This is a genomic window from Pseudomonas marginalis (assembly GCF_008692035.1).
Lineage (GTDB): Bacteria > Pseudomonadota > Gammaproteobacteria > Pseudomonadales > Pseudomonadaceae > Aquipseudomonas > Aquipseudomonas marginalis.
The window spans coordinates 3,053,688-3,070,545 of the sequence record NZ_VTFG01000001.1; the positions used below are offsets into that span (position 1 = coordinate 3,053,688).

At 62.3% G+C, this 16,858-nt stretch carries 17 protein-coding genes; 4 read left to right on the top strand and 13 right to left on the bottom strand.

Translation table 11 applies throughout. The features are described from left to right. Position 1: 1 nt before the first annotated feature. Positions 2-862, bottom strand: coding sequence for a MurR/RpiR family transcriptional regulator (locus tag FX984_RS14295; RefSeq protein WP_027607656.1), 861 nt, complete (start codon positions 860-862; stop codon positions 2-4). A 12-nt stretch (positions 863-874) separates the two neighbouring features. Next, positions 875-2,224 (bottom strand): GntT/GntP/DsdX family permease, encoded by a 1,350-nt coding sequence (locus FX984_RS14300; RefSeq protein WP_223841626.1) that lies wholly within the window; start codon positions 2,222-2,224, stop codon positions 875-877. Between the two features lie 247 nt (positions 2,225-2,471). Between FX984_RS14300 and FX984_RS14305 the strand changes: the two genes are divergently transcribed. Continuing rightward, positions 2,472-2,852, top strand: coding sequence for a lysozyme inhibitor LprI family protein (locus FX984_RS14305; RefSeq protein WP_065938998.1), 381 nt, complete (start codon positions 2,472-2,474; stop codon positions 2,850-2,852). Positions 2,853-2,854: 2 nt separating this feature from the next. Here FX984_RS14305 and FX984_RS14310 read toward each other — a convergent pair whose 3' ends face one another. The 5 genes from FX984_RS14310 to FX984_RS14330 form a co-directional block, all read right to left on the bottom strand. After that, entirely contained in the window at positions 2,855-4,300 is a 1,446-nt protein-coding gene (locus FX984_RS14310; RefSeq protein ID WP_146478289.1) for a SulP family inorganic anion transporter, read from the bottom strand. A 239-nt stretch (positions 4,301-4,539) separates the two neighbouring features. Beyond that, entirely contained in the window at positions 4,540-5,433 is an 894-nt protein-coding gene (locus FX984_RS14315) for an NAD-dependent epimerase/dehydratase family protein (protein ID WP_146478288.1), read from the bottom strand. Positions 5,434-5,536: 103 nt separating this feature from the next. Continuing rightward, positions 5,537-6,433, bottom strand: a complete 897-nt coding sequence (locus FX984_RS14320; RefSeq protein WP_146478287.1) for a LysR family transcriptional regulator — start codon at positions 6,431-6,433, stop codon at positions 5,537-5,539. A gap of 30 nt (positions 6,434-6,463) precedes the next feature. After that, complete coding sequence (gene mdaB, locus FX984_RS14325; RefSeq protein ID WP_027607662.1) at positions 6,464-7,054, bottom strand: NADPH:quinone oxidoreductase MdaB; 591 nt, start codon at positions 7,052-7,054, stop codon at positions 6,464-6,466. A gap of 118 nt (positions 7,055-7,172) precedes the next feature. Then, entirely contained in the window at positions 7,173-7,937 is a 765-nt protein-coding gene (locus FX984_RS14330; RefSeq protein WP_027607663.1) for a sulfite exporter TauE/SafE family protein, read from the bottom strand. Between the two features lie 107 nt (positions 7,938-8,044). Here FX984_RS14330 and FX984_RS14335 point away from each other — a divergent pair, with 107 nt between their 5' ends. Next, the gene (locus FX984_RS14335) at positions 8,045-8,941 is read left to right on the top strand and encodes a LysR substrate-binding domain-containing protein (RefSeq protein ID WP_092359328.1); all 897 of its coding nucleotides are present in this window, start codon (positions 8,045-8,047) and stop codon (positions 8,939-8,941) included. On the opposite strand, the gene FX984_RS14340 is transcribed toward FX984_RS14335, so the two are convergent. Beyond that, complete coding sequence (locus FX984_RS14340; protein ID WP_146478286.1) at positions 8,887-10,293, bottom strand: amino acid permease; 1,407 nt, start codon at positions 10,291-10,293, stop codon at positions 8,887-8,889. The two genes, FX984_RS14335 and FX984_RS14340, sit on opposite strands and share 55 nt — an antisense overlap. Positions 10,294-10,455: 162 nt before the next feature. Continuing rightward, positions 10,456-11,706: a kynureninase gene (gene kynU / locus FX984_RS14345; RefSeq protein ID WP_098480084.1), complete on the bottom strand. Its 1,251-nt coding sequence runs from the start codon at positions 11,704-11,706 to the stop codon at positions 10,456-10,458. Positions 11,707-11,850: 144 nt separating this feature from the next. Here kynU and FX984_RS14350 point away from each other — a divergent pair, with 144 nt between their 5' ends. Continuing rightward, the gene (locus FX984_RS14350) at positions 11,851-12,324 is read left to right on the top strand and encodes an Lrp/AsnC family transcriptional regulator (protein WP_003176072.1); all 474 of its coding nucleotides are present in this window, start codon (positions 11,851-11,853) and stop codon (positions 12,322-12,324) included. Between the two features lie 58 nt (positions 12,325-12,382). Here FX984_RS14350 and catA read toward each other — a convergent pair whose 3' ends face one another. From catA to FX984_RS14365, 3 genes are read right to left on the bottom strand one after another with little or no spacing between them, the layout of a single operon-like run. After that, positions 12,383-13,312, bottom strand: coding sequence for a catechol 1,2-dioxygenase (gene catA / locus FX984_RS14355; protein WP_027607667.1), 930 nt, complete (start codon positions 13,310-13,312; stop codon positions 12,383-12,385). A gap of 41 nt (positions 13,313-13,353) precedes the next feature. After that, positions 13,354-13,644 carry a muconolactone Delta-isomerase gene (gene catC / locus FX984_RS14360; RefSeq protein ID WP_027607668.1) on the bottom strand — a complete coding sequence of 97 codons (291 nt, stop codon included), beginning with the start codon at positions 13,642-13,644 and terminating at the stop codon, positions 13,354-13,356. 12 nt (positions 13,645-13,656) lie between these two features. Further along, positions 13,657-14,784, bottom strand: a complete 1,128-nt coding sequence (locus tag FX984_RS14365; RefSeq protein WP_092359332.1) for a muconate cycloisomerase family protein — start codon at positions 14,782-14,784, stop codon at positions 13,657-13,659. A gap of 114 nt (positions 14,785-14,898) precedes the next feature. On the opposite strand from FX984_RS14365, the gene FX984_RS14370 reads away from it, so the two are divergent. Then, positions 14,899-15,774: a LysR family transcriptional regulator gene (locus FX984_RS14370; protein WP_146478285.1), complete on the top strand. Its 876-nt coding sequence runs from the start codon at positions 14,899-14,901 to the stop codon at positions 15,772-15,774. A 45-nt stretch (positions 15,775-15,819) separates the two neighbouring features. Here FX984_RS14370 and FX984_RS14375 read toward each other — a convergent pair whose 3' ends face one another. Beyond that, positions 15,820-16,812 carry an AraC family transcriptional regulator gene (locus FX984_RS14375; RefSeq protein ID WP_027607671.1) on the bottom strand — a complete coding sequence of 331 codons (993 nt, stop codon included), beginning with the start codon at positions 16,810-16,812 and terminating at the stop codon, positions 15,820-15,822. Positions 16,813-16,858: the final 46 nt, after the last annotated feature.

Genomic DNA, 16,858 nt, shown 5'->3' on the forward strand with positions numbered 1-16,858 from the left:
GTCAATCTCCAAGCGGCAGGCGGTCAGGGCCGCCGCGATAATCGTCGAGGGCCAGCTTGATCCGGCGCAAGCGTTCCTGGTTGTCGTCGGGCAGGGCCAGCGCCAGTTCGGTGGCGAGCAGGTCGATGGCCAGCAGCATGCCGTAGCGCGCCGCCGTGGGTTTGTAGATAAAACTGGTTTCGGCCGGTTGCAGCGGCAGCAGCACATCCGCCAACTGCGCCAGGGGTGAGTCGGCCAGGGTGATGGCGACGATGCGCGCGTCGTAGTTGCGTGCCAGCGCCACCACATCGAGCAACTCAGGGGTGAGGCCCGTGAGCGAGCAGACAATCAGCGCGTGTTCCGGCCCCAGGGTTGCCGCCGTGACACGCATCATCACCGGGTCGTGGCTGGCGGCAATCGGGTAGCCCAGGCGAACCAGGCGCACCTGCAATTCATCGCTGCACAAACTCGACGGCCCGCCCATGCCGAACGCGTGGATCATCCGCGCCTTGCCCAGCAGGTTGACCGCATCGACAAAGCTGGCCTGGTTGAAACCCGACAAGTGCTGGCGCAACGTCGCTTCGATATCGCCGAGAATCTGCCGATGAAATGCCGACTGTTCAGGCAGCCCCGCCGGGTCCAGGAAGCGGCTGCCGACGCCGCTGGCCTGGGCCAGTTGCAGGCGCAGGTCGCGCAAATCCCGGCAACCGACACTGCGGGCAAACCGCGACAACGTCGCGGTACTGACCTCGGCCCGTTGGGACAGCTCTTCCAGGCTGGCCGAGGCGGCAAAGCCCACATCCTCCAGCATCAGCCTGGCGATACGCCCTTCGCCGGCGCTGAAGGAATCCTGACGGGCGCGGATCTGGTAGAGGATGTCCATGAAGGCTCCGGGTTACAAAATACAGGACAGACCGTAAGTCAGACCGAAGGCAACCACAGAGATCAGCGTCTCCAATACGGTCCAGGTCTTGAAGGTCTGGATCACCGTCATATTGAAGTATTCCTTGATCAGCCAGAAGCCGCCGTCGTTAACGTGGGAAAAGATCACCGAACCCGCGCCAGTCGCCAACACCAGCAATTCCGGGTGTGGATAACCCAGGCCCAGGGCGACCGGCGCAACCACGCCGGATGCGGTAGTCATGGCCACCGTGGCCGAACCTGTGGCGATGCGCATCAAGGCCGCAAACAGCCACCCCATCACCAGCGGCGACAACTGAAACGCGTGGGCCAGGCCGAGGATCTCATGAGTGACGCCTGCATCCACGAGGATCCGGTTCAGGCCACCGCCCGCGCCCACCAGCAAGGTGATGCTCGCGGTCGGCGCCAGGCATTCATTGGTGAACCTGAGGATCGACTCACGGTTGAAGCCCTGCGCCAGGCCCAGGGTCCAGAAACTCACCAAGGTTGCCACCAGCAGCGCAATCACCGAGTTGCCGATAAACAGCAGAAACTGATTGAAGCCGCTGCCCGGGGTGGAGATCACGTTGGCCCAACCGCCGATCATCATCAGCACCACCGGCAACAGGATGGTGCCCATGGTCAGCGTAAAGCTCGGCAAACGCTCACGAGGTTCACGCTCGATAAACTGGCGTTCCAGCGGGTTTTCCGCCGGCAAGTGAATACGCGGCACGATGAATTTGGCGTACACCGGGCCGGCGATGATCGCCGTGGGTATACCGATGAGGATCGCATAGAGCACGGTCTGCCCCACCGACGCGTTATACGCCAGCACGGCCATCATCGCTGCCGGGTGCGGCGGCACCAGCGCATGCACCACCGAAAGGCCGGCAACCATCGGCAGGCCGACCATCAGGATCGACACCCCCACGCGCCGCGCCACGGTAAAGGCGATTGGCACCAGCAGCACAAAGCCCACTTCGAAAAACAGCGGCAGCCCCACCAGGAAGGCGATGCACACCATGGCCCAATGGGCATTACGTTCACCGAAACGGTTGATCAGGGTGCGCGCCACCTGCTCGGCACCACCGGACTCGGCCATCATCTTGCCGAGCATGGTGCCCAGTGCCACGACCAGGGCGATATGCCCCAGGGTTTTGCCGACGCCCGCCTCGTAGGAGCCCATGATGGTGTCCGCCGGCATCCCGGCCATCAGCGCCAGGCCGATGGACACCAGGGTGATGACGATAAACGGGTTGAGCCGGTAACGTGCAATCAGCACGATCAAAGCAATGATGGCGATGGCAGCGTATGCCAACAGCCCGAAGCCCGGTGATGCGGCCATGCGGTACTCCTCGGAAAGGGTCACGTCGAATTGGTTGTGAAACTCATAAATCATTACCGAGGAGAATTTTCAAATTTTATGAAAATAACTTTCGCCCACGGATAAGCGCTGTCGCGTTGGGGTATGCCCAAGGGCCGTGCATGAAAATCCGGGGGGTGTTCTTACATGAAGATCAGAGAAGGCTGGAAACTCAACGAATACCCTTGAGTCATAGAATGCACATCCACCGTTGCCAGGAAAATCGAGCATGATTCGTACGACACTCGCCGCCGGCGCCCTGCTTCTCGCCGTGTGCGGCACTGCCGCCGCCGCCGACAACCCGGCGCTGAAAAAATGCATGGACGGCGCCAACACCACTGCCGACATGGTCAGCTGCAACGTCAAGGAAACCAAGGTGCAGGACACGCGCCTGAACAAAGCCTACAAAACCGCCCTCGCCGCCCAGGAAGGCAACCGCAGGCAGCAACTGCAGGACCTGCAGCGCCTGTGGATCAAGTACCGTGACGCCAATTGTGCCTTCGCCGGCTCGGCTACCGGCGGCACCATCGACCAGGTCAACGGCACCGGCTGCGTGCTGGACATGACCCAGACCCGCGCCCAGGAACTGGAAGACCTGGTCGGGCCATAAAATCAGTCGTGATGCACCCTCGCACGCTTGAGCAGCTTCTTGCAGCGTTCGGACAAATGCAGCACGCGCAAATGCTTGCCGGCCTTGCTGTAGCGCTCGCGCAGGGTCATCAGCGCGGCAATCGCCGAGTAGTCGACAAAGCTCAGGTGACGACAATCCAGCGTCACCTGGGCGGGGTCGTTGGCCGGGTCGAACTGGTTCAGGAACGGCGTCGTCGAGGCAAAGAACAGCGTGCCGTGCAGGCGATAGAGCTTGCTGCCATCTGCTTCCAGATGCTCATCGGCGTACAGCTCACGGGCCTGTTGCCAGGCAAAGTTCAGTGCTGCGATCACGATGCCGCACAGCACGGCGGTGGCCAGGTCGGTGAACACCGTGATCACGGTCACTGCGATGATCACCAGCACATCATTGAGCGGCACCTTGTTGATCACCCGCAGGGACGCCCAGGCGAAGGTCTGCTGGGACACCACGAACATCACCCCCACCAGCGCCGCCAGCGGGATCCGCTCGATCAGCGGTGACAGAAACAAAATAAACAGCAGGATCATCACCCCGGCGAACACCCCGGAGAAACGTCCGCGCCCGCCGGAGCTGAGGTTGATCACGGTTTGCCCGATCATCGCGCAACCGCCCATGCCGCCGAACAGGCCCGAGAGCATATTCGCCGCGCCCAGGGCCACGCTCTCGCGGTCAGGATAGCCACGGGTCTCGGTGATTTCGTCGGTGAGGTTCAGGGTCAGCAGGGTTTCCAGCAGGCCGACCATGGCCATCAGGAACGCATAAGGGGCGATGATGCCGAGGGTTTCCAGGGTCCAGGGGATCTGCGGCAGCGCGAAGGTCGGCAGGCCGCCGGCGATGTGGGCCATGTCGCCGAGGGTACGGGTCGGCAGGCCGAGCAGGTACACGGCCAGGCCCACGCCAAGGATCGCCACCAGGGCCGGCGGCACCGCACGGGTGATGCGCGGCAGCAGGTAGACGATGGCCATGGTCACCAGCACCAGGCCCGTCATCACGTACAACGGCGTACCGCTGAGCCAGCGTTCACCGTTCTTGAAATGTTCCAACTGGGCCAGGGCAATGATGATCGCCAGGCCGTTGACGAACCCCAGCATCACCGGGTGCGGCACCATGCGCACCAGCTTGCCCAGGCGCAACAGGCCGAACGCAACCATGATCAGCCCGCCCAGCAGCACCGTGGCCAGCAGGTATTCCACGCCGTGCTGCACCACCAGCGCGACGATCACCACCGCCATCGAGCCTGCCGCCCCGGACACCATGCCCGGCCGGCCGCCGAACAAGGCGGTGAGGGTGCAAATGATAAAGGCGCCGTAGAGCCCCATCAGCGGGTTGAGGTGGGCCACCAGGGCAAAGGCGATGCACTCGGGCAGCAGCGCGAAAGACGTGGTGAGGCCGGCCAGGGCATCGGCGCGCAGACGGGTGAGGTTCATGAGGTACCAGGGCATTGCGGGGGATAAGGCGGGGAATGGTACGGAATTGAGCGCGGTGGGGCCAGATTTTTAAGGCAAGCACACACCCTGTAGTGAGCGGGCTTGCCCCGCGTTGGGCTGCGAAGCAGCCCCAAAACCATTCACCGTATTTCTGTCTGAATGTATGCGATTACTGACAGGGGGCCGCTTCGCAGCCCGACGCGGGCAGGCCCGCTCGCCACAACTAAACGGCGGAAAACTTAGACCATCTCCTGACGAATCCACTCCACCACCGACGTACGCTTCGGCGCCCAGCCCAGCAACTCGCGGGCATGCCTGCCACGCACGCGGCTGTTGGAGCCCAGGCCATAGTTGGCCATTTCATAGCCCCACTCGGCCTCAGCCTCGGCCAATGGCCAATCCTGCGGCCGGCCCAGGTTCAGGGCTTGGGCAATCGCCGTGGTCATGTCGATAAACGAGGCCTCGCCGCTTTCCACAAAGTAGAAGGTGCCCGGCACGTTGCGGGTCAGTGCCAGCAGGTACAGCGCCACCACGTCTTCAATGTGCACGTTGGACCAGATGTTCTGCCCGGCGCCCACATGGCGCACCACGCCGCTCTTGCGTGCCTGCTTGAGCAAGCGCGGCAGTTGCACGCTGTCGCGCTTCACACCAAGGCTGTGGCCGTAGATCAGGGTGTTGCAGATCACCGCTGAGCTCACGCCGTCTTTTGCGGCCGCCAGGATCAGGTTGTCGATGGCCACGCGGGCAGCCTTGTCGACGGTCGGTTCCGGCAGGCTGTCTTCGAAATAGATGACATCGCTGGACTTACCGCCCGACGCATCCCCCACGATGCTCGAACCGCTGGTGTGCAGGAATGGCTTATTCGAGCCTTTCAGTGCGGCCAGCAGGGTTTCCACCGCAGCACGATGGTCGCTGCTCGCGGCATTGATCACTGCATCGGCTTTGTGCGCTTGCTCGGTCAACACAGCAGCATCGTCGAGGGTGCCGATCACCGGGTTGATGCCCAGGGCAGTCATTTCAGCCGCTTGCCCGGCGCTGCGTACCAGGCCGGTAACCGTGTGACCGGCCTTGACCAGGCCGGTGGCGATGGAACCGCCGATAAAACCGGCTGCGCCGGTAATGAATACGTTCATGGAGAGTGCTCCTGACGGGGTAAGTGATGGGTCCATTGTTACGAACTCATCCCTGACGAATAAGCCCGCACCGCCCAATTCACTCTTGCGTGAGGGTCACGAATCAGCAGGCATACCGCGCCAGCTTGGCCTGGATAAAGTCCAGGAAGCACTGGATGCGCAGCGCCAATTGCGAGTTGCGGTAGAACACCGCGTGGATCGGTTGGCGATACCCGCTGTTGAACGCCTCCAGCACCGGCACCAGGCGCCCGGTATTGATGTCTTCGACGGTCATGAAGTTCGACAGGCAACAAATGCCCTGCCCTTCCAACGCCAACTGGCGCAGGGTTTCACCACTGGACGCGGCCACGCTGGGCTCGATCAGCCAGCGGTCACCTTCCACATGGCGCAGCGGCCAGTGGTTGAGGGTTTCGGTCTGGGTAAAGCCCAGCAGGGTATGGTCAGCCAACTCGGCGACCGTCGTCGGCGTGCCGTACTGCTTGAGGTAGTCGGGGCTGGCGAGGATATGCAGCGGCGTACAGCCCAAGGATCGCGCATGCAGGGTGGAGTCGGCCAGGGCACCGATGCGAATCGCAATATCGGTGCTCTGTTCCAGCAGGTCGATGATCAGGTCATCGCTGTTCAACTCCAGCTGGATCTGCGGGTACAAACGGCGGAATTCGGCGATGTAGGGCACGATCCCATGCAGCATGAACGGCACGGCGGCATTGATGCGCAGGCGCCCGGCGGGGTTTTTCTGGCGTGACGACAGGCGCTCTTCCAGCTCGTCCATCTGCGCCAGGATCAGCTTGGCCTGCTCGAAGAAGTACTTGCCCTCCTCGGTCAGGTCCATGCGACGCGTGGTGCGGTTGATCAGCGTGGTCTCAAGCTTGGCTTCCAGGCGCGACAGGGTGCGGCTGACCGCCGACGGCGTCTGCCCGACCTGCTCCGCGGCGGCGGAAATCGAGCCGCACTCAATCACGCTGACGAAGATCTGTAGCTCATCGGATCGGGCTTTCACGGGCGGTCCTCGTTATCGGTGTACCGCAGCTTACACCGAGAGGTTGAACACCCGCGCCAGATGCTGTTCGTAGCGCGCCACATCCACCTCGATGGCCGGGCGTTTCATCACGTCCACGCACAGGAAGGTCGGCAGGCCGGTCATGCCGAGGAACTCGTTGGCTTTGTGGAACGGGAAGTACACCGCATCCACGCCCTTGGCTTCGAAGAAGTCGGTCGGATCGTCGAAGGCTTGCTGCGGTGCATTCCAGGTCAGTGACAGCATGTAGTGCTTGCCCTGGACCAGGCCACCGCTGCCGTATTTCTGCGAGGCGTCGGAACGGGTGCGACCATCGCTGGCATACAGGCTGCCGTGGCCTTCGGTGAAGACTTCGTCGATGTACTTCTTGACGATCCAGGGCGCGCCCATCCACCACCCGGGCATCTGGTAGATGATCACATCGGCCCAGAGGAATTTGGCGACCTCTTCGGCCACGTCGTAGCCTTCGTCGATATGGGTGACCTTGACGTCGATACCGCCTCGGTCCAACACCGCCAAGGCGGTGTCATGCAGGGTGGCGTTGTAGCGACCATCGGAGTGGGCGAACTTTTTACCGCCGTTGAGCAGGAGTACTTTTTTCATGGGAGGCATCCAGAAGGTTGAAAATATCTGGACGCAGACTATCCACCTCGGCCCTTAGGAATAAGCCGCCACCGGGCAAAATACCTTTGACCAAAAGGCACGAATTGATCATGAATTATTAACCGCCGATCAGCAAATGCCCGCCCAGCAGTGCCATGCCGATAAAAAATACCCGCTTGAACAGCACCGCACTGATGCGCTGGCGCACCACCTGGCCCAGCCACATGCCCAGCAGCGCCGGCACCAAGGCCAGCAACGAGGCGTTGATTGCACCAGCGCCCAAGGTGCCGCGCCAGGCCAGACCGGCGGCCAGGGCCAGGGTCGATACCGTGAACGACAACCCCAACGCCTGCACCAGTTGATCGCGGTTCAATCCCAGCGCCTGCAGGTATGGCACGGCAGGAATCACAAACACACCGGTGGCCGAGGTGATAAGGCCGGTGATCAGCCCGCACACCGGTCCCAGCCAACGCTCGGTCCGGGCCTTGACCTTGAACGTGGGCAGGAACAGTCCGCTCAGTGCATACACCAGCAACGCGGCGCCCAGTGCGCGCACCACCCATTGCCCGCCGTCCATCCCCAGCCACACCGTGCCCAGCCCGGTGCCGAGGAAAATCAGCAGCAACATCGGCCATAGCCGCCGGAGCAACGCACTCAGGTGCCCGCCGAATGCCAATTGCCACAGGTTGGTGACGGTCGAAGGGATGATCAGTAATGCCGCTGCCTGCGCCGGTAGCATAGCCAGGCCGAGCATGCCCATGGCGACGGTGGGCAGGCCCAGGCCGATAACCCCCTTGACCGTACCGGCCAGCAGGAAGGTGCCGATCACCAGCAAGGTAAGGGCGGGGCCGAGGTTCTGGTAAAATGCGAGAAAGGTATTCATGGGCAGAGTGTGCGACTTTTCGATGCGCTCTAAAATTCGCCACATACTGAGGCAGCCTCTTGTTTTGCGTGACCCTGAGGCCAGTCCAGTCACCCGAGCCATCAGCCATGCACTTTGACCTGATCGACCTGCGCCTCTACCTGCACACCCTCGACACCGGCAACATCACCGCCGGCGCGGCCCGCAGCCATTTATCCCTGGCCGCCGCCAGTGCCCGCATCCGGGCGATGGAGGCATCGTTGGGCATCGAGTTTCTCGAGCGTGGGCGTCGCGGCGTCACCCCCACACCGGCGGGCAAGGCCCTGGCCCGTCACGCCCGCCTGTTGTTGCAACAGGCCGAGCACCTGCAACAGGACCTGGCGGAATACGCCAACGGCGTCAAAGGCCAGGTGCGCCTGCTGTGCAACACCACTGCGCTCAGCGAATACCTGCCGGAACTGCTTGCGGACTTTCTGCGCGAACACCCCAACCTCGATATCGACCTGCAGGAATTGCCCAGCCTGCGCATCACCCAGGCCTTGCGCCAGGGCACGGCGGAGTTGGGGATCATCTCCGACGCCGTGGACACCCACGGCTTGCAGACCTTGCCCTTTCGCGACGACCCGCTGGCGCTGATCATGCCGCACGACCATCCCCTGGCGGGCGGCACGGTGAGCTTTGTCGACAGCCTGCAATACGACTACGTGGGTCTGGCCGCCGCCAGCGCCCTCGCGGTGTACCTGGAAGAACAGGCACTGCACGCGGGCTTTCGTGTGCAGACGCGTATCCGCGCCGAGGGTTTTGACGGGCTGATTCGCATGGTGGCCCGCGGCGCCGGCCTGGGCATCGTGCCCCTGGCGGCGCTGGCGCGCTGGCCAGCGCCGCGCCGCTTCATCGCCCAACCGTTGCAGGAAGAGTGGGCTTGCCGAACGCTGCTGTTATGCGCGCGTTCGTTCGAACAATTGCCGGGTTACGCCAGGGCCTTGTTCGATGCCTTGGTCCTGCCCTTGCGGAAAAACCCGTAATACACCGCCGACAGGATCAGCAGGAACGGCACGCCAAACACCAGGGTCATCTTGAACGCTTCGGTGAAGTACGTGGTGATCATCACCGCGCCCATCAGCACCAACCCCAATAACGTGCTGTAGGGAAACAGGCGCAACTGGAACGACAGCTTCGCGCCGCCATGACGCTTGCGATAGCGCCGGAAGAACAGGTGCGTGAGGAAGATCATGAACCAGGTGAAGATCGCGCCAAACATCGAGATCGCCATCATCAGGGTGAACGAACTTTCCGGGTACACCAGGTTCAACAGCATCGCCAGGGCGATGCCCGAGCTGGACAACAGCAAGGCATTGAGCGGAATGCCGCTCTTGCTCAAGGCCCCCATGGACCTGGGCGCAAAGCCGGCGCGGGACAGGCTGAACATCATGCGCGTGGTGATGTAGAGCTGGCTGTTCATCGCCGACAAGGCCGCGATCAGGATCACGAAATTCATCACCCCGGTGGCGCCGGGAATGCCGATGGTCTGCATCACCGTGACGAACGGGCTCTGGGCCTGGCCGGCCTGGTTCCACGGCACGATGGCGAGCATCAGCGCCAGGGTCAGCAGGTAAAACACCACCAGCCGCACGATGGTCGCGCGAAAGGCTTTCTTCACGGCCTGCTCCGGGTCCGCCGCTTCACCGGCGGCCACGGCGATCATCTCGACGCTCAAGTAGCTGAAGATCGACACGATCACGGCAATCCACATGCCGCTCACGCCATGGGGGAAAAACCCGTCGTGGGCCGTGTAGTTCTGCACCCCGTATTGCGGGTTGCCGGAGCCGAACACCACGTACACCGCGAGGATGATGAAGCCGACGATGGCGCTGATCTTGATCGTCGAAAACCAGTATTCGAAGTTGCCGAAAGTCTTGACGCTGATGGCGTTGAGCAGGATCAGCACGCTGGAAAACGACACGATCCACACCCATTCCGGCACGTGGGCGAACCAGTACTTCATGTACATCGCCACCGCCGTGACCTCGGCCCCCACCGCCAGCACAATCGCCGCCCAGTAGGCATAACGCACCAGAAACCCGGCCAGCGGGCTGATGTAGAACTCGGCATAGGCGCCGAAAGAGCCCGAGGTGGAATGGGCCACCGTCATCTCGGCCAGGCAGCCCATCAGCAGCAAGGTGATCAACGCGCCGATCGCGTAGCTCACCAGCACGCTGGGCCCGGCGTAGCCGATGGCATAGGCGCTGCCCATGAACAGCCCGGTGCCGATGGCGCCACCGATGGCGATCATGCTCATCTGGCCGGAAGTGAGCTGGCGCCTCAGGCCCAGTTCGCGGTGGGTGATCTCGGCAAAGCCGTGGTCGGGTGTGCTCACGTGGTGTGCCCCTTTATTATTGTGGTTGTACTGTCTAACCGTTGTCACAGATCCCCTGTGGGAGGGGGCTTGCCCCCGATAGCGGTGGATCAGCAAAAATTTAAGTAACTGACACACCGCCATCGGGGGCAAGCCCCCTCCCACATTTTCTCCGGCGTTTATTCAGGTAACGCTATGTCGGACCTTGAATTGCGGTTGGTCCCAGGTGCAGTTGTCGAGAATCTCACCGAGGATTTCCACCGCGTCCCACACCTCGCTGAAGCTGGTGTACAGCGGCGTAAACCCAAAACGCATGATGCGCGGCTCGCGGTAATCACCGATCACGCCACGTGCGATCAGGGCCTGGATCACCGCATAGCCTTCCGGGTGTTCGAAGCTCACATGGCTGCCACGCCGAGCGTGTTCACGCGGCGTGATGAGCACAAGGTTGTGGGCGGCGCAGCGGCTTTCGACCAACTCGATAAACAGGTCGGTCAGCGCCAGGGATTTGCTGCGCAGGCGGGCCATGTCGGTCTGTTCAAAAACTTCCAGGCCGCATTCCACCATCGCCAGCGACGTGATCGGCTGGGTGCCGCACAGGTAGCGAGCGATGCCGGCGCTCGGCGCATAGCTGGATTCCATGGCGAACTGCCGGGTATGCCCGAACCAGCCCGACAGCGGCTGGTGCACCAGGTCCACCAACGCCGGGTTGACCCACACGAACGCCTGGGAACCGGGGCCGCCGTTGAGGTATTTGTAAGTGCAGCCAATCGCATAGTCAGCACCGGCCCCGTGCAGGTCGATGGGCACCGCGCCGGCCGAATGCGCCAGGTCCCAGATGCTCAGCGCGCCGCATTCATGGCTCAAGGCCGTGAGCGCCTGCATGTCGTACATATAGCCGGTCTTGTAGTTGACGTGGGTGAGCATCACCACCGCCACGTCCGAATCGATGGCCTCGGGCAATTCACCCGGGCTGTTGACCAGGCGCAGGGAATAGCCCTGTTGCAGCAACTCGGCGAGGCCCTGGGCGATATACAAATCGGTGGGGAAGTTGTTCGCTTCGCTGACGATCACCTTGCGCGCCGGCTCACGTTGGCGCTGCACGCTCAAGGCGGCGCTGAGCACCTTGAACAGGTTGATCGAGGTGGTATCGGTGATCACCACCTCACCCTCCCGCGCCCCGATCAGCGGGGCCAGGCGGTTGCCCAGGCGCTGGGACAAGTCGGCCCAGCCGGCGCTGTTCCAACTGCGGATCAAGCCATTGCCCCACTCTTGCGCGATGACCGCCTGCGCCCGCGCCAACGCCGCCACCGGACGCGCACCGAGGGAGTTGCCGTCCAGGTAGATAACGTCCTGCGGCAAGGCGAACTGCTGACGTAGCGGCGCCAGCGGGTCCTGGGTGTCGAGGGCTTGGCAATGGCTGCGAGGGGTCATGGGCTGTCCTGGTTTTTGTCAGTGAGGATGCAGCAAATAATGAACGAAGATTTAAAGAATTTTCGTGCAAAGTGGTGGGTAACAGGCTAATTAAGCTGTAGGAAATTCGAATTTAACCCCTAAATACGCGGATTTATTCTAACCATGATCCTTGACGCCACCGACCTGCGCCTCCTGCATTTCCTGCAACAGGATGGCCGTATCAGCAACCAGGAACTGGCGGAAAAAGTCGCGTTGTCGCCCTCTGCCTGCCTGCGTCGTCTACGCCTGCTGGAGAGCGAAGGGATTATCAGCGGCTACCGTGCGGTGTTGAATGCCGAGCAGTTGGGGATTGAACTGGAGGCCATCGTCCACCTGTCATTGCGCCAGGATGTGGAGGATTGGCATGAGACGTTTATCAAGAAGGTGCAAGGCTGGCCGGAAGTGGCCAGCGCCTACGTGATCACCGGCGCCAGCAACTATGTGCTGCGGGTGCAGGCACGCAACCTCAAGCACTTTTCGGACTTTATCGTGAACCACCTGAACCGCACGGCGGGGGTGATGGATATCCGCTCGGAGATTGTGCTGCAGAAGATCAAGGATCGGGATGAGGTGCTTGATCTGGTGGTACGCAAATAGGAGCAGCGCCATCGGTAAAATGTGGGGGGCAAGCCCCCTCCCACATTTTTGACCGCATTTAGTCTTCGAGGGCGCGAACCCGCTGCATGCGTTTTTGCTCTACCGGCGCTGCGGCGGTTTGCAACTCAAAGTCAAAATCAATCTGCGCAAACCGCCCTTCCACGCCAAACTCCCGCGCCAGTTGCTGATCGTCACTGAAGCGAATCTCGGCAATCAACTCATCCCGCGTCGCGTAGGCAAAATCATCGTGCAGGTACGGGTCATCCGACAGGTTGATCTGGGTGGTCAGGTGCCGATGCCCCGGCGCCGAGATAAAGAAGTGGATATGCGCCGGGCGCTGCCCGTGGCGCCCCAGTTGATCGAGCAACTGCTGGGTCGGCCCGGTCGGCGGGCAGCCGTAGCCCGACGGCACGATGCTGCGAAAGCGGTAGTTGCCCTGGGCGTCGGTCTCGATACGCCGACGCAGGTTGAATTCGGATTGCGTCGGGTCGAACCACGAATACGTACCGCCGGTATTGGCCTGCCACACATCGACAATCGCCCCGGCCAACGGCTTGCCGTCGGTGTCGCGCACCTGCCCGCGCATAAACAGCGGCACCGCGTCGTCCTTGCCATCGTCCAGCCGCGCCTCGTACTTCGACAGCGGCGCGCCGGCCACATACAGCGGGCCTTCGATGGTGCGCGGGGTACCACCGGACTTGCCGGCTTCCTCGTCGGCGGCGTCCATCAGCATATCCAGGTAATGCTCCAGGCCGAGCCCGGCGGCGAGCAGTCCGGCCTCCTGGTGCTTGCCCAGTTCGTTGAGGTAGTTGACCGCCTTCCAGAACTCTTCCGGGGTCACGTCCAGGTCTTCGATGATGTTTACCGTATCGCGCAGGATCCGGTAGATCAGCGCCTTGGCGCGCGGGTTGCCGCCGTCAGTGAGGTTGCCGCTGGCTTCTTCGAGAAACCGTTGGGCGTGGGCAGTCTGGGACAGTCGGATGGACATGGTGCGTTCCTCATCTTGTAGTTATCAGAGTGAAAACCGGCCTAGCGGTCGTCTTCATGGATCGACGAAGGGTGCCGGCACAAGGCATTCACTTCGATGGCCATGTAGGGGTAAAGCGGCAGTTGCATCAGCAGGTCATGCAGTTCTTGCACGCTGTCGACGTCGAACACGCTGTAGTTGGCGTAGAGCCCGGCGATGCGCCATAAGTGGCGCCATTTGCCCTGGTGCTGCAGACGCTGGGCAAAGGCCTTTTCGTCGGCCTTGAGGCTGGCGGCGCGCTCGGGGTGCATGTCGACGGGCAGGTTTACGGTCATTTTTACGTGGAACAACATGGGCGGCGCCTCTTAGTGTTTGTCACGACGGAAGAACGCCAGGCGCTCCTCATCGATGGCCAGGCCCAGGCCCGGCAAGTGGGAGACATGCAGCTGGAAATCGCGGTACAGCGGCGGCTCGGCAAGAATGTCTTCGGTCAGCAACAGCGGGCCGAACAACTCGGTACCCCATGCCAGCCTGTTCAGCGTGAGGAAGGCATGCGCCGACGCCAGGGTGCCGATCCCCCCTTCCAGCATGGTGCCGCCGTACAGGCCGATACCGGCGGCCTCGGCAATCGCGGCGGTGCGCAATACCGCGCGGGGGCCGCCGTTCTTGGCGATCTTCAGGGCGAACACCGAGGCCGCGCCTTCACGGGCCAGGTTGAAGGCCTCTTCGACACACTCGATGGATTCGTCGGCCATGATCGGCGCCGGGCTCGACAGGTTGAGCCGGGCCATGCCGCCACGGTTGTTACGCGAGATCGGCTGTTCGATCAGGTCGATGCCGTGGTCGCCGAGCACCTTGCACGCCCGCAGGGCCACGGCTTCGTCCCAGGCCTGGTTGACGTCGACGCGCACGCTGGCACGTTCGCCCAGGGCCTGTTTGATCGCGATGACATGGGCCAGGTCCTCGCCCACTTCACCGGCACCGATCTTCAATTTGAAGATGCGGTGGCGGCGCAGGTCGAGCATCTTTTCGGCCTCGGCAATGTCCTGGGCGGTATTGCCGCTGGCGAGGGTCCAGGCCACCGGCAGTGCATCGCGCACACGCCCACCGAGCAGTTCGCTGACCGGCAGGTTCAGGCGCTTGCCGAGGGCGTCGAGCAAGGCGCTTTCGATACCGGATTTGGCAAAGGTGTTGCCGCGAATGCTGCGCTCCAGGCGCAACATGGCCGCGTTGATATTGCTGGCGTCCTGGCCAATCAGCAGTGGCGCGAAGTGACGGTCGATGTTGACCTTGATGCTCTCGGGGCTCTCGTTGCCGTAGCTCAGGCCGCCGATGGTGGTGGATTCACCGATGCCTTCGATGCCGTCGGCGCAGCGCACGCGGATGATCACCAGGGTCTGGTTTTGCAGGGTGTGCATCGCCAGCTTGTGCGGGCGAAGGGTGGGAAGGTCGACGATAATGGTCTCGATCGACTCGATGGCGCAAATCGGCATGGCAATACCCGCTGGGTTCTTTATAGATTTACGTCGATTCTGTGCCGCATTCTTACTGGCTTCCAATATAGAATTGGTCTCGATCAATACCCTCAAGGTATGAAAGGAACCGTTATGGAACTGCGTCATCTGCGCTACTTCCAGGTGCTGGGGCAGACCCTCAACTTCACCCGTGCGGCCGAACGCCTGCACATCGCCCAGCCGCCGTTGAGCCGGCAGATCCAGCAATTGGAAGAGGAATTGGGCGTGGTCCTGCTGGAGCGTGGCCGACCGCTGCGGCTGACCGAAGCCGGGCGGTTTTTCTATGAGCACGCCAATGTGTTGCTCGAACAATTGGCCACGGTCTGCGACAACACGCGCCGCATCGGCCAGGGCGAGAAGACCTGGCTGGGCATCGGCTTTGCGCCGTCGACCTTGTATGGCGTGCTGCCGGAATTGATCCGGCGGTTGCGCACCCATGAGGCGTTGGAACTGGAGTTGGGGTTGTCGGAGATGACCACCTTGCAGCAGGTCGAGGCGCTCAAGGCCGGACGTATCGACGTGGGCTTCGGGCGCATTCGTATCGACGACCCGGCCATCGTCCAGCGCGTACTGGTGGAGGATCGGTTGGTCGCCGTGCTGCCCGCCGGCCACCCATTGCTCGATGCACCCGCGACCCTCGCCCAACTGGCCGCCGAGCCGTTTGTGCTCTACCCCGGCAACCCGCGCCCCAGCTATGCCGACCATGTGATCGCACTGTTCGACGCCCACGGCCTGAGCCTCAAGGTGGCGCAGTGGACCAACGAACTGCAGACCGCCATAGGCCTCGTCGGTGCAGGCATGGGCGTGACACTGGTGCCGGCGTCGGTGCAGGTGCTGCATCGCGCGGATATCGGCTACACGCCGGTTGTGGAAGCGACGGCGACCTCGCCGATCATTCTCAGCCGACGGGTGAATGATCAGTCGCCGGGGTTCAGTCATTGCCTGCAGTTGGTTGAAGAACTGATCTGAAATCGCCCAGGCACCGCCCCTCCCACTGGTTGATCTTCATCAGGTTCAAGTACTGCGCATACGCATACGTTGCAGCGTCTGGCTGGGGGATTCATCGAACAGTTTCCGATACTCCGCCGAGAACCGCCCCAGGTGGGTAAAGCCCCAGCCGAAGGCGATCTCGGAGATGGTGCGGATCGATCCATGCTCGAGGATTTCCTGGCGCACCGCACTCAGCCGGTGCTTCTTCAGGTAGGCCATGGGTGACAGGGCAAAGTACTTGCGAAACGCATCGAACAGCTTGAACCGCGACACCCCGGCAGCAGTTTCCAGGTCTTCCAGGTGCAGCGCCTCGCGGGCGTTGTCGTGAATGTACTGGCGCGCACGGATCAGGTAATGGGGCAGTTTCACCCCCAATACGTCGCGCAGTTCTTCCGAGTAGTTGTTCGGCTGGGCGAGGATCAGGCCCTTGATCAATGAGCTTTCCAGGTCACGGGTGAACGCCGCCTGTTCATACAATTCGCTACGGCGCTCCAGCTCCGCGATGAAGTAGCGCGCCATGCGCCACCACGACGCCGACGCCCCCTCCACCGCATCCATCACCGGTTCAAATTGCAGTGGCGCCTCGATCGGCCGTTGCAGCAAGCCCTCCAGCGACTCGCTCATCGCCGCCCGCGTGATCACCACCTGCAACTTGCGGCAGTCACCGGAAATCGCCAGCACCTGATGCTCGTTGGGCGCGATGATCACGCCCTGGTCGCGGTTGGAACTCAGGCGTTGGCCGTTCTTGCTCAGCTCCTGCTCCCCCACCAACGGCAGCGTGAGGCTGTAGCTGCTGAAGTGCTCGGCGTCTTCGATATCGATGGTCACGTCGGTGCCGTACTCGATCACCCCCAGGGTGGTGGCCCGGGACTTGAACACGTTGGCACTGTGATGAAAGCGCAGGCGCTCGGGCGTGCTCGTCACCAGGCGGTGCGGTCCGCAAATGCCGGACATCCAGCTGCGGGCGCCTTCGAGGTCGAAGCGTTGGACATGGATATCGCGTGTAGGACTATTCATCAGTGTGCACCCACGGCGGTCAGGCGGTTGCGCGCTCTGGCGGCGC